Source organism: Delftia sp. WSY_10 (assembly GCF_043104705.1).
GTDB lineage: Bacteria > Pseudomonadota > Gammaproteobacteria > Burkholderiales > Burkholderiaceae_C > Comamonas > Comamonas tsuruhatensis.
The window spans coordinates 1-13,990 of sequence record NZ_JBICKY010000005.1; the positions used below are offsets into that span (position 1 = coordinate 1).

Annotated in this window: 14 protein-coding genes; 9 read left to right on the forward strand and 5 right to left on the reverse strand. The window is 68.2% G+C overall.

The features are described from left to right. A partial coding sequence (locus ACF8ML_RS01770; protein WP_392406037.1) for a sensor histidine kinase occupies positions 1-258 on the forward strand: 258 nt, incomplete at its 5' end. A 34-nt stretch (positions 259-292) separates the two neighbouring features. Here ACF8ML_RS01770 and ACF8ML_RS01775 read toward each other — a convergent pair. Then, on the reverse strand, positions 293-2,884 hold the full coding sequence (locus ACF8ML_RS01775) for a putative bifunctional diguanylate cyclase/phosphodiesterase (protein ID WP_392406038.1): 2,592 nt from the start codon (positions 2,882-2,884) through the stop codon (positions 293-295). A 257-nt stretch (positions 2,885-3,141) separates the two neighbouring features. After that, positions 3,142-4,056 (reverse strand): LysR substrate-binding domain-containing protein, encoded by a 915-nt coding sequence (locus tag ACF8ML_RS01780; protein WP_016450592.1) that lies wholly within the window; start codon positions 4,054-4,056, stop codon positions 3,142-3,144. Between the two features lie 162 nt (positions 4,057-4,218). On the opposite strand from ACF8ML_RS01780, the gene ACF8ML_RS01785 reads away from it, so the two are divergent. From ACF8ML_RS01785 to ACF8ML_RS01810, 6 genes are all read left to right on the forward strand, one after another. Beyond that, positions 4,219-4,968, forward strand: a complete 750-nt coding sequence (locus ACF8ML_RS01785; RefSeq protein WP_392406067.1) for an SDR family NAD(P)-dependent oxidoreductase — start codon at positions 4,219-4,221, stop codon at positions 4,966-4,968. 62 nt (positions 4,969-5,030) lie between these two features. Then, on the forward strand, positions 5,031-6,038 hold the full coding sequence (locus ACF8ML_RS01790) for a TRAP transporter substrate-binding protein (RefSeq protein ID WP_209672803.1): 1,008 nt from the start codon (positions 5,031-5,033) through the stop codon (positions 6,036-6,038). Continuing rightward, a complete protein-coding gene (locus tag ACF8ML_RS01795; protein ID WP_209672802.1) occupies positions 6,035-6,589 on the forward strand; it encodes a TRAP transporter small permease in 555 nt (184 codons plus the stop codon). Before ACF8ML_RS01790 ends, ACF8ML_RS01795 begins: the two co-directional genes overlap by 4 nt. 13 nt (positions 6,590-6,602) lie before the next feature. Next, positions 6,603-7,862, forward strand: coding sequence for a TRAP transporter large permease (locus tag ACF8ML_RS01800; protein ID WP_016450596.1), 1,260 nt, complete (start codon positions 6,603-6,605; stop codon positions 7,860-7,862). Positions 7,863-7,895: 33 nt separating this feature from the next. Continuing rightward, the gene (locus ACF8ML_RS01805; protein WP_154836251.1) at positions 7,896-8,756 is read left to right on the forward strand and encodes a transketolase; all 861 of its coding nucleotides are present in this window, start codon (positions 7,896-7,898) and stop codon (positions 8,754-8,756) included. Beyond that, positions 8,753-9,760: a transketolase family protein gene (locus ACF8ML_RS01810; RefSeq protein ID WP_047327989.1), complete on the forward strand. Its 1,008-nt coding sequence runs from the start codon at positions 8,753-8,755 to the stop codon at positions 9,758-9,760. The genes ACF8ML_RS01805 and ACF8ML_RS01810 overlap by 4 nt, the downstream gene beginning before the upstream one ends. A gap of 12 nt (positions 9,761-9,772) precedes the next feature. Here ACF8ML_RS01810 and ACF8ML_RS01815 read toward each other — a convergent pair whose 3' ends face one another. The 3 genes from ACF8ML_RS01815 to ACF8ML_RS01825 all read right to left on the reverse strand — a co-directional run bounded on the left by ACF8ML_RS01815 (position 9,773) and on the right by ACF8ML_RS01825 (position 12,237). Beyond that, complete coding sequence (locus tag ACF8ML_RS01815; protein WP_209672801.1) at positions 9,773-10,453, reverse strand: winged helix-turn-helix domain-containing protein; 681 nt, start codon at positions 10,451-10,453, stop codon at positions 9,773-9,775. 28 nt (positions 10,454-10,481) lie between these two features. Then, a complete protein-coding gene (locus tag ACF8ML_RS01820; RefSeq protein ID WP_235434694.1) occupies positions 10,482-11,915 on the reverse strand; it encodes a hypothetical protein in 1,434 nt (477 codons plus the stop codon). Between the two features lie 115 nt (positions 11,916-12,030). Then, a complete protein-coding gene (locus ACF8ML_RS01825; protein WP_133073138.1) occupies positions 12,031-12,237 on the reverse strand; it encodes a hypothetical protein in 207 nt (68 codons plus the stop codon). 143 nt (positions 12,238-12,380) lie between these two features. Here ACF8ML_RS01825 and ACF8ML_RS01830 point away from each other — a divergent pair, with 143 nt between their 5' ends. Continuing rightward, positions 12,381-13,430: a porin gene (locus tag ACF8ML_RS01830; protein WP_016450601.1), complete on the forward strand. Its 1,050-nt coding sequence runs from the start codon at positions 12,381-12,383 to the stop codon at positions 13,428-13,430. A 151-nt stretch (positions 13,431-13,581) separates the two neighbouring features. Beyond that, on the forward strand, positions 13,582-13,908 hold the full coding sequence (locus ACF8ML_RS01835; RefSeq protein WP_043790802.1) for a CzcE family metal-binding protein: 327 nt from the start codon (positions 13,582-13,584) through the stop codon (positions 13,906-13,908). The last annotated feature ends 82 nt before the right edge of the window (positions 13,909-13,990 follow it).

Consider the following 13,990-nt stretch of genomic DNA (forward strand, 5'->3'; position numbering starts at 1 on the left):
ATCTGCATCGCCTTCTCCGACCAGGGCCCGGGCATTCCGCCGCAGGAGCTGGACAAGATCTTCCAGCCCTTCGTGCAGTCCAGCAAGACCAAGGACGGCTCGGGCGGCACGGGCCTGGGGCTGGCCATCTGCCGCAAGATCATCGACGCCATGGACGGCACCATCGTGGCCGGCAACGGCCCGGCAGGCGGCGCCATCTTCACCATCATCCTGCCCAGCCGCAGTGCGCAGGAGACCCGGCCGGCCGAGCTGACATAGCCTGCGCGGGCGCGGTGGCGCGGTGGCGCGAGGCTCAGGCCTCGGACGGCATGTGCCGCCCATGCACCAGCCAGTTGTCCCCTGCCTGCCAGCGCGCGGCCCAGGCGGGCAGCTGGTCGGCGGGCATGGGCCGGGCGATGCCGTAGCCCTGGGCCACGTGGCAGCCCATTTCGCGCAGGCGGCGCGCATGCCTGGGGGTTTCCACGCCTTCGGCCACGGATTCGAGCTGGAAGGTGCTGGCCAGCTGGATCACGCCTTCGACGATGCCCAGGTCGTCCGGGTCGGCCAGCATGTCGCGCACAAAGCTCTGGTCGATCTTCAGCGACTGCACGGGCAGCTTGCGCAGGTAGGTGAGCGAGGAGTAGCCGGTGCCGAAGTCGTCCAGCGCAAAGCGTATGCCCAGCTGCCGGCACTGCCCCATCACCTGGATGGCCTGCTCCATGTCGGCAATGGCGGCGCTTTCCAGGATTTCCAGCTCGATCAGGTGCGGCGGCAGTTCGGGATGCCGGGCCAGCACCTGGGCCATGGTGGCGTGGAAGCCGCCATCCAGAAGCTGGTTGGCGCTGACGTTGATGCTCACGCACAGGTCCAGGCCCTGGTCGAGCCAGCGCGCCGCCTGGGCCACGGCCTCGCCGATGACCCAGTCGCCCAGCGGTCGCTCCAGGTCGCTGCCCGCGATGAAGGGCAGGAAATCGGCCGGCGAGCGCAGGCCCTGGCGCGGGTCGTGCCAGCGCAGCAGGGCCTCGGCGCCCACCAGCCTGCCGCCACCCAGCTCCACCTTGGGCTGGTAGTGCAGCAGGAATTCGCCCTGCTCCAGCGCACGGCGCAGCCAGCCCAGCTGCAGGCGGCGCGCATCGGCCTTGCGGTCGTTTTCCGGGTCGAACAGCTGGTAGCGGTTGCGCCCGGCCTGCTTGGCCACACACATGGCCTGGTCGGCATGGCGCAGCAGCAGGTCGGGGTCGGCCTGGTCGTCGGGGTAGAGGCTGACACCCACGCTGGCGGTCACGGTCAGCACCCGGTCCTGCACGGGCACGGGGCGGCTGGCCGCCTCCAGCACCCGGTCGAGGATGGAGGTGCAGTGCTCGACCGAGCCGATCTGCGACAGCAGCAGCACGAACTCGTCGCCACCGAGCCGGGCCAGCGTGTCCTCGGAGCGCAGCACGCTCTTGAGGTGCTCGGCCACGCCCACCAGCAGCGCATCGCCGGTTGCAACGCCGTGCAGGTCGTTGATTTCCTTGAAGCCGTCCAGGTCCAGAAAGCACACGGCCAGGGAGCGGCCCTCGCGCGCCGTGCGCAGCATGGCCTGGTTGAGCCGCTCGACCAGCAGGCGGCGGTTGGGCAGTCCGGTCAGCAGGTCGTAGTGGGTGACGCGGTCGAGCTCGGCCTCATGGGCCTTGATGTGGCTGATGTCGGTGAAGACGCCGATGTAGTGCTCGATCTCGCCGCCGGCACCCTGCGCGGCGGAGATGGACAGCATCTCGGCGAAGATCTCGCCCGATTTGCGGCGGTTCCAGATCTCGCCGTGCCAGAAGCCGTCGCGCGCGATGCAGGCCCAGATCTGCCGGTAGAACTCCGGCCCGTGCAGGCCCGAGGACAGCACGCGCGGCGTCTGGCCGATCACCTCCTCGGGCGCATAGCCGGTGATGCGGGTGAAGGCCGGGTTGACGCGCGTGATGCGCCGCGCCGGATCGACCACCATGATGCCCTGGTGGCTGCTGTCGAACACCACGGCGGCCTGGGCCAGCTCGCGTTCGAAGCGCTTGCGCTCGGTGATGTCCCGGGAGATGCCGAACAGGCCTGCGATGTGGCCTGCCGTATTGCGCACCGGGCCCTTGGTGACCAGGAGGTCCAGCGTCCTGCCCGGCTCCACCGTCAGCTGCTCCTCATGCGTGGCCACCTCCTGGCGCAGCACCGCCTGGTCCTTCCTGCGGATGGCGCTGGCGATGCCGAAGGGAAAGAGCGCGAAGTCGTCCTTGCCCACGATGTCTTCGGCCTGCCGGCCCACCAGGCTGGCGGCGGCCCGGTTGACCAGCAGATAGCGCCCGCGCAGGTCCTTCACGAAGACGGCGTCCGAGGTGCCGGAGATCACCGAGTCCAGCAGCTGCCGCTGCATGTTGGCCTTGCGCAGCGAGCGCTGCAGCGTCTCGGCCAGCACGCTCACGGCCAGGCCGTTGACGGCCACCACCCCCCATTGCGCCCAGTCGCGCACGGCGACGCCGTCCGTCTGGTCCAGGCTGTAGGCCGCAAAGGCCGTGGCCAGCAGGCCCGGCCCCAGGCCGCCGATCAGCGCACTGACCAGCACGGGCAGCATGAACAGCAGCAGCAGCGAGCGTTCACCGAAATGGCTGGCCAGCGTGCTGCTGGCGGCCAGCACGGCCAGGCTCATGGCCAGGGCAAACAGATAGGAGGCCCAGACCGGGAAACGGCGCGGCCCCATTTCCTGGGTGATGGCGGAGGCGCCGCCGCTGTGCGCGGCCGGCACCGAGCACAGCGCGAAGAACAGCAGGAAGTCCGTGGCCAGCACAAAGAACAGCCCCTTGGCGACGGAAAGCCAGCCGATATCCGCACTGCCTGCCAACGCGAACAACAGCTTGTCGGACAGAATGATCCAGGCGAATGCGAGCAATCCGTAGCTCACCGTGATCAGTCCGATAAATCGGCGTCTTGCTGATTTGGCCATTTCAGCGTGGCACTCCCTGTGTATATGGCTGTCCGGAATTATTGCCAATCCCTGCTGGCAATCGCGTCGTCATTCGCCGAAAACAGGGGGCAATAAAACCATTTGCCGCGCACTCGCTCATTCATAGAGAAATTGCATCGCAGGCCTTTTCCGCCGGATGCGGGAATATCTGTCCGGCCCCTTTTCCCGGTCCGGCCGCCAACTCATTCCGGGCACTGGCGGCAGGGCTGCTGCTCGGTGCGCGCGGCCTCGGCATGCAGCCAGGCCAGGAAGGCCGCCACGGCGGGGCGCCGGGCGTTGCGCGCGGGGTAGACGGCAAAGTGGGCCTTGACGCGCAGGGCCCGGTCCATGCCGAAGGGGGCCACCAGCCGGCCGTCGGCAATGTGGCCGCCCGCGTTCATGGCGCTTTCCAGCGCCACGCCCAGGCCCTGCGTAGCCGCGTCCAGCGACATCTGGGCGCGGTCGAAGCGCACGGCAAAGCGCTCTGGCGCGCGCAGCTGCGAGAACGCCTGGAACCAGTCCGACCACTGGACGATGCTGACGTTGCTTTGGATCAGCGGCACATGCAGCAACTGCTGCACGCGCTGCAGCCCATGCTCGGCCACGAACGCGGGGCTGGCCAGCGGCAGGATGTGCTCCTCGAACAGGGGCTCCACCTCCAGCTCCGGCCACTGCGCAATGCCGTAGCGGATGTCGATATCGGCCTGGCCCAGCGCGAAGTCGCTGTGCGAATGCGCAGCCGACAGGTTCAGCGCAATGTGCGGGCAGGCCCTCGCAAAGTCCCGCAGCCGGGGCATGAGCCAGAGGCTGGCGATGCTGGGCGCGCAGTGCACGTAGAGGCTGTTGCTCATGCTGTGGCGCAGGTCCTCGGTGGCCGAGACGATGGCCGCCAGCGCGCCGCCCACGCGCTCCAGGTAGGCCTGCCCCGGGCGGCTCAGGCGCACGCCATGCGCGCTGCGCTCGAACAGGCGCACGCCCAGCTGCGCTTCCAGCTTGGCCACCTGGTGGCTGACGGCCGAGGCCGTCAGGTGCAGCTCGGAGGCCGCCAGCGCAAAGCTGCGCCGGCGCGCCACGGCCTCGAAGGCCTGCAGGTGGGCACTGCTGGGAATGGATGCCATGGCAAGTTCCTCGAAGACGCGGGCAGCTCACGGGCAGACCCCGGGAGACCCCGTACGTGAGCTGAAGAACCGTCATCTTAGGCTGATGAAACATCGTTTGTCTTCATGCTCGTGACAGCCCAAGATGGCTGCATCCACCACAACTACAGCGGAGACAGGCACATGCTGCTCAAGGACAGGGCCGCCATCATCACCGGCGGCGCAGGGATCAACGGACTCGGTTTTGCCACGGCGCGCCAGATGGCCGCCCAGGGGGCCCGCGTGGCCATCCTCGACCTGGAGCGGGCCGATCCGGCCGGCGCGGCCGCGCGGCTGGGCGAAGGGCACCTGGGGCTGGTGGCCGATGTGACGGACAAGCCCTCGTGCGAGGCGGCGGCCGCCGCCGTGCTGCGCGCCTTCGGCCGCATCGACGCGCTGGTCAACAACGCGGGCATCACGCAGGCCGTGGGCACGCTGGAGATCGGCGGGGCCGACTACGACCGCGTGCTCGACGTGAGCCTGCGCGGCACGCTGTACATGTCCCAGGCCGTGCTGCCGGCCATGCGCAGGCAGCAAGCGGGCGCCATCGTCTGCATCTCTTCCGTCTCGGCCCAGCGCGGCGGCGGCATCTTCGGCGGGCCGCACTATTCGGCCGCCAAGGCCGGCGTGCTGGGGCTGGCCCGCGCCATGGCGCGCGAGTTCGGCGCCGAGGGCATACGCATCAACTGCGTCACGCCGGGCCTGATCGAGACCGATATCACCCAGGGCAAGCTCGGCCCCGAGCGCAAGCGCGAGATCTCCGCCACGATTCCGCTGGCCCGCCTGGGCCGCGCCGACGATGTGGCCGGCGCCTGCGTATTCCTGGCCAGCGACCTGGCCGCCTATTGCACGGGCATCACGCTCGATGTGAACGGCGGGATGCTCATCCACTGAGCCCCGCGCGCCTGGCCATGGCCTGCATGGCCGCACACAACCCAAGCAAAGGAGACAAGACCATGCAAAGCACGCTTTTCCACCGCGCCGCCCTGGCCGCCTGCGCCCTGCTGCTGCCGGCCCTGGCCTGTGCCCAGGCCGTCAAGCTCACGCTGGGGCACGGCGCCGCGCCCGACAATCCGCGCCACCTGGCATCGCTGAAGTTCGCCGAGCTGGTGAAGGCACGCAGCGCAGGCCGCATCGAGGTGCAGGTCGCCCCCTCGGCCCAGCTGGGCGACGACGCGGCCATGGTCACGGCCCTGCGCACGGGCGCGCTGGACCTGTCGGCCAATTCCCAGGGCGCGGTGGCCGCGGCCGTGCCCGAGTACGCGGCCTATGGCATGCCGTTTCTCTTCGCCACGCCGGCCCGTGCCTTCCAGGTGCTGGACGGGCCGCTGGGCCGGGAGCTGGCCGACAAATCGGCCGCCAAGGGCATGGTGGTGCTGGGCTACTGGGACAACGGCATACGCCACATGACCAACAGCAAGCGGCCCCTGCGCAGCGTGGACGATCTCAAGGGCCTGAAGATGCGCACGCCGCCCGACGCGGTGCTGGTGGACATCATCCAGGCCCTGGGCGCCGAGGCCCAGCAGATCAAGTTCGCCGAGCTGTACGTGGCCCTGCAGCAGGGCGTGGTCGACGGCCAGGAAAACCCGCTGGCCAACTTCCACGCCAGCAAGCTGTACGAGGTGCAAAAGCACCTGGCGCTGACGGGCCACATGTTCCAGATGACGCCGCTGATCATGGGCAAGCGCAGCTGGGACCGGCTGCCGGCCGCCGACCGCACGCTGCTGGCCGAGGCCGCGCAGGAGGCCACGGCCTACCAGCGCCAGCTGGCGCGCGAGGCCGACGACAAGCTGCTGGACGACCTCCGCGCCAAGGGCGTGGAGGTGAGCACCATCGACGCGCGGGCCTTCGCCCAGGCCACGGCCAAGGTGCAGGACAAGTGGCTGGCCAGCCCTGCGGGCCCCTATATCGCCAAGGTCGTCAAGGCCGCAGGCGCGCAGTCAAGCGCAGGGAGCCATCCATGAACCTCATCGAACGCCTGGTCACGGGCCTGTGCCGCGCCGTGCTGTGGACCAGCACCCTGGTGATCTTCGTGATCCTGGTGTGCAACACCGCCCTGCGCTATGCCAGCGGCACCAGCCTGCAGTGGGCCAACGAGGTGCCCGAGCTGCTGTTTCCCTGGCTGGTGATGTCGGGCGTGGTGCTGGCCGCCGCCCATGGCGCCCACATCACCACCAGCTTCCTGGTCGAGGCCCTGCCTGCCCGAGTGCGGCGCGCCACGGCCGTGCTGGGCTGGCTGGCCGTGGCCGCCCTGTACGCCACGCTGGCCTGGTCCACGCTGAACATGCTGGAGATCGTGCATGACGAGCGCAGCCAGATCCTGGGCATTCCCGGCTCGCTGACCTATGGCTGCGTGATGGTGGGCATGGCCTTGCTGGCCCTGCTGGCCCTGCAGTCGGCATGGCGCGCCTGCGTGGCGGGCGGGGGCCGGGTATCCGCAGGGGCTGCAGATGCGACCAATGCCGCAAGTGCCGATGCCGAACCCGCGCGGCCGGTGGCCGCCGCGCACTGGTGAAGGGGGCAGGTCCATGTCCTTCATCATGCTTTTCGTCTTCATGGCGGGCGCCGTGATCGCCATGCCCATTGCGCACGCGCTGCTCATGGGCGCCATGGCGGCGGCCGCCACCTCGGACCGCGTGCCGCTGGACCTGCTGGTGCAGCAGATGGTGGCCCAGGTGCAGAGCTTTCCGCTGATCGCCATCCCGTTCTTCATGCTCACCGGCTCGCTGATGATGGGCGGGCGCCTGGGCGAGGCCCTGGTGGGCGTGCTGTCGGCGCTGATAGGGCGCTTTCACGGCGGGCCGGCCCAGGTGGGGGTGATGTCGTCCACGCTGTTCGGCGGGGTGTCGGGCTCGGCCGTGGCCGACGCCTCGGCCATCGGATCGCTGATGATCCCGTGGCACAGGCGGCTGGGCTATCCGCCCGCGTTCTCGGCGGCCACGCTGGCGGCGGCGGCCACCATCGACATCCTGATCCCGCCGTCGATCCCCATGATCCTGTTCGCGCTCAGCGCCAATGCATCGATTGCGGCGCTGTTCGTGGCGGGCATCGTGCCGGGGCTGCTGATGTGCGCGGGCTTCATGGGTGTGTGCTGGTGGGTGGGCCGCAGGCGCGGATTTCCGCGCGACACCACGCCCTTTGCCTGGCCCGCCTTCCGGCGCCACCTGCTGTACGCCAGCCCGGCCCTGCTGCTGCCGGTGCTGATCATCGTGTTCCTGCGCTTGGGCATTGCCACGCCCACCGAGGTGGCCGTGCTGTCCACGCTGTATGCGGGCCTGGTGTCGGCAGTGGTGTACCGCGACCTGGGCTGGCGCCGGCTCAACGATGCGGTGGTGCATGCGGGCCTGGCCACGGGCGTGGTGCTGCTGGTGATCATGGCCTCGGCGGCCATCGGCTGGCTGCTGACCTTCGACCGCATGCCCGATGGCATCGTCCAGTGGGTGCAGTCGCATGTGCATTCGGCCTGGCTGGTGATCGTGCTGATGAACCTGCTGATGCTCTTCATCGGCATGTTCATCGACCTGCCGGCCGCCGTGCTGCTGCTCACGCCGGTGTTCGTGCCGCTGGCCCAGAGCATCGGCATGGACATGACCCAGCTCGGAATCATGATGGTCGTGAACCTGGCCCTGGGGCTGTACACGCCGCCCGTGGGCACGACGCTGTTCATCACGAGCTCGCTGGCCCGGGTCAAGGTGGGCCAGACCGTGCGCGAGCTGATTCCCTTCTACCTGGTGGCGCTGGCGGTGCTGGCGCTGGTGTCCTATGTGCCGGCCAGCATCCTGCGCTGAGCCGCGCGCCTTTCCATCCCTAGGAGACGATGCATGAACCAAGAACTGCAACAGCGCCTGGCCCGGCTCGCGGCCTGTGCCTGGCGCATACGCCGCCGCGCCCTGCAAATGGGCGAGGTGCAGGGCCAGGGCTACATAGGCCAGGCCCTGGGCTGGGCCGATGTGCTGGCCGTGGCCTATGGCGACGCGCTGCGGCTGCGGCCCGATGAGCCCGGGTGGGAGGGCCGCGACCGCTTCCTGCTCTCGCACGGCCACTACGCCATCGCCTTCTACGCGGCCCTGGCCGAGGCGGGCATCCTGTCCGACGAGGAGCTGCAGACCTATGGCAGCGATGACAGCCGCCTGCCCATGTCGGGCATGGCCAGCTATACGCCAGGCATGGAGATTTCGGGCGGCTCGCTGGGCCAGGGCCTGCCGATCGCCGTGGGCATGGCGCTGGCGCTGCGCCACAAGGGCAGCGATGCCTTTGTCTACAACTCCATGTCCGACGGCGAGCTGGACGAGGGCTCGACCTGGGAGGCCGCGCTGTCCGCCGCCCACCACGGCCTGGGCCGGCTGATCTGCCTGGTGGACGTGAACAACCAGCAGGCCGACGGCCCCTCCACGCGCATGCTGGGCTTCGAGCCGCTGGCCGACAAATGGGCCGCCTTCGGCTGGCATGTGCAGCGCGTGGACGGCAACGACCTGGGCCAGGTGGTGCAGGCCTTCGACGCGGCACGGGCGCTGGCCGAGGACCGGCCCCGCGTCATCCTCTGCGACACGCTGATGGGCAAGGGCGTGCCCTTCCTGGAGCAGCGCGAGAAGAACCATTTCATCCGCGTCGATCCGCCCGAGTGGCAGCAGGCCATCGCCATCCTGGACGCATCGCAACCCCTGGAGCCCGCCCTGCCATGAACATGCCTCTTGCCACCCCCAAGCCCCGGCCGACCACCTCGGCCATGATCGCCTCCATCGCCGCCGAGGGCCAGCGCGTGCAGGCCGCGCCTTTCGGCAAGGCCCTGGTGGAGCTGGCCGCCAGCCGCCCCGACGTGGTCGGCCTGACCGCCGACCTGGCCAAGTACACCGACCTGCACCTGTTCGCCCAGGCCCACCCCGAGCGCTTCTTCCAGATGGGCATGGCCGAGCAGTTGCTGATGGCCGCCGCCGGCGGCATGGCCAAGGAGGGGCTCACGCCGTTTGCCACCACCTATGCCGTCTTCGGCACGCGCCGCGCCTACGACTTCATCCACCAGGTGATTGCCGAGGACAACCTGGACGTCAAGATCTGCTGCGCCCTGCCCGGCCTGACCACGGGCTACGGCCCCAGCCACCAGGCCACGGACGACCTGGCCATGATGCGGGCCGTGCCGGGACTGACCATCGTCGATCCCTGCGATGCGCTGGACATCACCCAGGCCGTGCCGCAGATCGCGGCGCACCGCGGCCCCGTCTACATGCGGCTGCTGCGCGGCAACGTGCCGCTGGTGCTGGACGAGTACGACTACCGGTTCGAGCTGGGCAAGGCCAAGATGCTGCGCGAGGGCCGCGAGGTGCTCATCATCTGCAGCGGCTTCATGACCATGCGCGCGCTGGAGGCCGCCCAGCTGCTGGCCGCCGACAACGTGGGCGCCGCCGTGCTGCACTGCGCCACCATCAAGCCGCTGGATGTGCAGGCCATCGTGCAGGCCGTGGCCAGCGGGCCGCGCCTGGTGGTGGTGGCGGAGAACCATTCGGTGGTGGGCGGCCTGGGCGAGGCCGTGGCCGGCGCCCTGCTGGAGCGCGATGTGCGGCCCGCGCGCTTTCGGCTGGCGGGCCTGCCCGACGCCTTCCTCGACGCGGGCGCCCTGCCCACGCTGCATGAGCGCTACGGCATCAGCGCCCAGGCGCTGGCAGGGCGCATCCGGCAGTGGCTGGGGTAGGCAAGGCTGCGGTCACGGGGAATCTGTCCGCAGCGCCAGCAAATAGCCCATGCCCCGCACCGTGTGCAGCAGCTTGACCGCATAGGGATCGTCGAGCTTGCTGCGCAGCCTGCACACCGCCACGTCCACGGCGTTGTTCAAGGCATCCACGGGCAGGCTCCAGACCTGCTCCACCAATTCGGCACGCGAGACCACATCGCCCTGGCGCTGCAGCAGCAGCCACAGGACGGCGAACTCCTGCCGGGTCAGGTCCAGCCGGCGACCGGCGCGTTCGACCCGCTTCTTGGACAGGTCCAGCACCAGATCCGCCAAAGTCAGGCGCATGCCCTCCCGCCCGGCGGACCCGCGCATGCGCAGCCTTGCGCGGGCCAGGAACACCGGCAGCCTGATGGGCTTGACCAGGTAGTCATCCGCGCCGTGCTGCAGGCAGAACACCTGGTCCTCCAGGCTGTCGTTTGCGGCAACCACGATGGCGGGGGTGCTTGTGGCCCGGCGCAGGGCCTGCAGGACCTCTCGCCCGCTCAACCCGGGCAGGTCCAGGTCCAGCACCACCAGGCTGTAGGCACGGCTCAGTGCCATGTCGCGGCCCTGCCGGCCGTCATGCGCGACGTCCACGTTAAACCCGTCCTGGCACAGGCCCTGGCACAGGTACTGCGCCGATGGAGGATGGGCGTCCACGATCAGGACTTTCATGCTCGCTCCTTTGACCGCACGGCAAGGCTCAGGCCAGCACCTGCCTGAGCATCTGCTGCTGCCGTCGCGCCCATTTCGTGCCGACGCGGATGGCCTCGCGCTGCCGGGAGGAGGCGGAGGCGAAAAAGACCGTCTCGCTGATCTGCAGCCGGTGGAACAAGCGCCGCAACTGCAGCGAACGTGCCCGCAGCGATCCTTCCGGCACCAGGGATTCCTGGCGCTGCGCCGAGAACAGGAAAGCGGCCTGCTCCAGGCAGCAGCGGGCCTCGGGCGTGGTCGCGGGCACGGCCCGGGGCTCGCACAGCCGTGCCTTCGCCACAAAGGGGTTGTGGCCCACCACCAGGCCCCAGGGCCGCATGGCGGTCAAGGGGTCGACCGACAGCGCCTCCTGCTTAGTGAGCCCGAACGCCCGCGCCAGGCGCAGCCGCATGGCCAGCCGCGGCGCATCGGGCCGCACCGCCTCGATGGCCGTGAGCGCCTCCTCGTCGCCCCCGTCCACGGGCAGCAGCAACGAGCGCAGCAGCAGCCCGGCCTGCTCGTCGTCCTTGGCCGCCGCGGCATGGAGCAGGGCCACGCCCTGCTCCATGGATTCGATGCGTGTGGCGTCACGCAGCACCAGCGCACCCAGGCGGCGCTGGGCCTCCGCCAGGCCGTGCCGCGCCGCCTTCTCCAGGCAAAAGCGCGCCAGCGTGGGATTGGCCACCGAACTGCGGTAGTCGGAACACAGGCGAAACAGGTGCAGCCAAGCGACGGCGATGCCGCCATCGGCGGCGCGCAGCAGCAGGGCTGCCGCCTTGCGCAGGTTCTGCGCGTGCACGAGGTTGTCTGGCGCAAGGTGCGCGCAGGACTGGCCGGAAAGCGCCCGCCCCAGCGCATGGCAGGCGTGCAGGTCGCCATCGGCGGCGCAGCGCTCCAGGCTGCTTTCTATCCAGCCCACCGCCAGCCGCCCCAGGCCATGGCCTGCCACCTCCGCCTGGTGAACCAGGTCGGCGATCAGCTGCTGTATGGCGGGACAGGCAGCGGCATGGGGCAGATCGCCCAGCAGCTCCAGCATCTGCACTGCGCGTGGCGACTGGCCCATGGCCATGGCCTGGCGGGCTTCGCTGGCCATGACCTCGGCAATGTCCTGCGGCTGTACGGCGCGCAGGATCTGCAGGACCTGCAGCAGCTCGCCGCAGGTGAGCGCGGATGCGCCGCCTGCCCCGTGGCACGGAAGGGAAGCGCTGCACCGGCCCAGGCATTCCAGCGCCAGATCGAGTTCCCCCCGGATGAGATGCCATGCGGCGAGCTTCTGGCGCCCGACATCCTCGTACTGCGCAGCGATCCTCAAAGGCTCCAGCAGCCCGTGCTCCAGCAACTGCCTCAGCGGCAGATGCAGGGCCATGCAGACCGAGGCCTGGCGCCTGGCCTGGGGCAGTGCGGCCTGCAGGTAGCCGAGCCCCACGGAAATGCTTCTGGGCACGCCCGGCCCCCCTGCCAGATAGGCCTCCCCGAGCTGAAGCCTGGCCCCCGTGTCCCCTCTTCTCGCCAGCATCCTCAGCTTGACATCCTCGCGACGCATTTTCTGTCCCCCCCGCCTATCTTTCAATACCCACCCACAGCCGCATCAGCGATACGACACGGATTATTTTTATTTCACCGGAGTCAATCCCCTGAATGCTATCAATGCCCAACATCCATCCACCCGACAGCAAAGTGACATTCAAGACATTTTGAAGAAAGGTAACTGTCATGAATGGCAGCCCCTGCCTTCTGGTGTTGGCGGGGTGGAACAGGTTTTGCACGAAAAGCCTGTGAATGGCTTGCCATGCCCTGCCCATTTCTTTTCAAGACCGACTGCGATCGCCTGCGGATTCTAGTATTTACCACAGCATCCGTTTTGAAAATGGATGCGCATGGAATCCACCATTCAATACAAGGATCAGGCATGAAATTCAATCGCATATTGGCGGCAGCATTGCCCGTCATTTCGCTGGCGGCCAGCGCGCAGTCATCCATCACCCTGTTCGGCATCGTAGACGTCAATGCGCGCTACGTGAGGAACAGCGACCTGCCTGGCAACCTGACCATGAACAACAGCGGCCTGGCCTCCGGGCGGCTGGGATTTCGCGGCGACGAGGATCTGGGCGGCGGACTGAGGGCCGGCTTCTGGCTGGAGTCGGACGTCAATGCCGACACGGGCACGTTCAGCTCCACGGGCAAGTTCTTCCAGCGCCGTTCCACCGTGAGCCTGTCGGGAGGTTTCGGCGAAGTGCGCCTGGGCCGCGACCTTTCGCCGGCTTCGGCACATACCTACAAATACGATCCGTTCGGCGTGATCGGACTGGGCGGTTCCGCCGTGGCAAGCCGCATGCCGGACGGCTTCTCACCGTCCTACTACCGCCGCGACAACGCGATCCAGTACCTCTCGCCCAGCCTCTGGGGCCTGCGTGCGGAATTCATGTACGCCATGGACGAGAACCCATCGAGCAACGTGGGCCGCCACGTGGCAGGCCGGGTGCACTACGAAAACGGTCCATTGAGCCTGTCGCTGTCCTATGGCACGACCGACATCGGCGCCGCCGGCGCCAAGTTCAGGCAGTATGGCGCGGGCGCCTCGTACGACTTCGGTTTCGCCAAGCTCATGGGCCACTTCCAGCGGGAGGACCTGCCTTTCGGCACCTACGGCAGCAGCACCCTGGGCTCCGAGGACCGCTGGCTGCTGGGCATGACGGTTCCCGTGGGCAGCGGCCATCTCCGCGCCTCCTATGTGCGTACCGATTCGCGCAAGGGTCCGGTGGCATTCAATGGCAGCGATGCGAACAAATATGCCATCGGCTATGTGCATGATCTGTCGCGCCGCACGGCCTTGTATGGAACCGTGGCCCGCATATCCAACAAGGGCAATGCGAATTTCGCCCTGTCGGGCGGTGCACCGGGGCTTGCTCCCAAGGGCACGTCAACGGGTGCGGAAGTGGGCATACGCCACAGCTTCTGATTTCCTTTCCGGGATTATTCCCGCCAGCGTTGCAAAACCGCTGGCGGCAGGCCGGGCAATACCCTTTTGCCGCATTTGCCAAACCATTGCCACGGCCTGCCATCCATGTTCCGTTTGAATTGAAAATCCCATTTGCGCCAAGGAGCATTTCATGAAAAACATCAATGCCCTGTATATCGCAGGCATTTTTCTTGCCTGCCCAATGGCCCATGCGGACACTTTTCCCAACGGTCAATCGCATTACGGCTCGCCCGCGCCTGCAGGCTCCTACCGTAGCGTCGATCTGTCGCAGAAGACGCCCATCAACGTCACCTGCGGCGAAACCCTCAATTTCACCAGTAAGGGCAGGACATTCGCGTGGAAGGTCAGCTCCATCCGGCACAGCCATGTGCCGGTGGCGCGCTTTGCGCCGCCAGGTTTCGACACGCAGGGCCGCAGCATCTTCGTCATGCCCGCAGAGCACGAGCGAGGCGGCTGAAGGGGCCGCGTCGCTGCGGCCTGCGCTGCGCAAAATCCAACTCAACGCAACTCGACGCAGCAAAAAAAGGGCCCGCAATTCG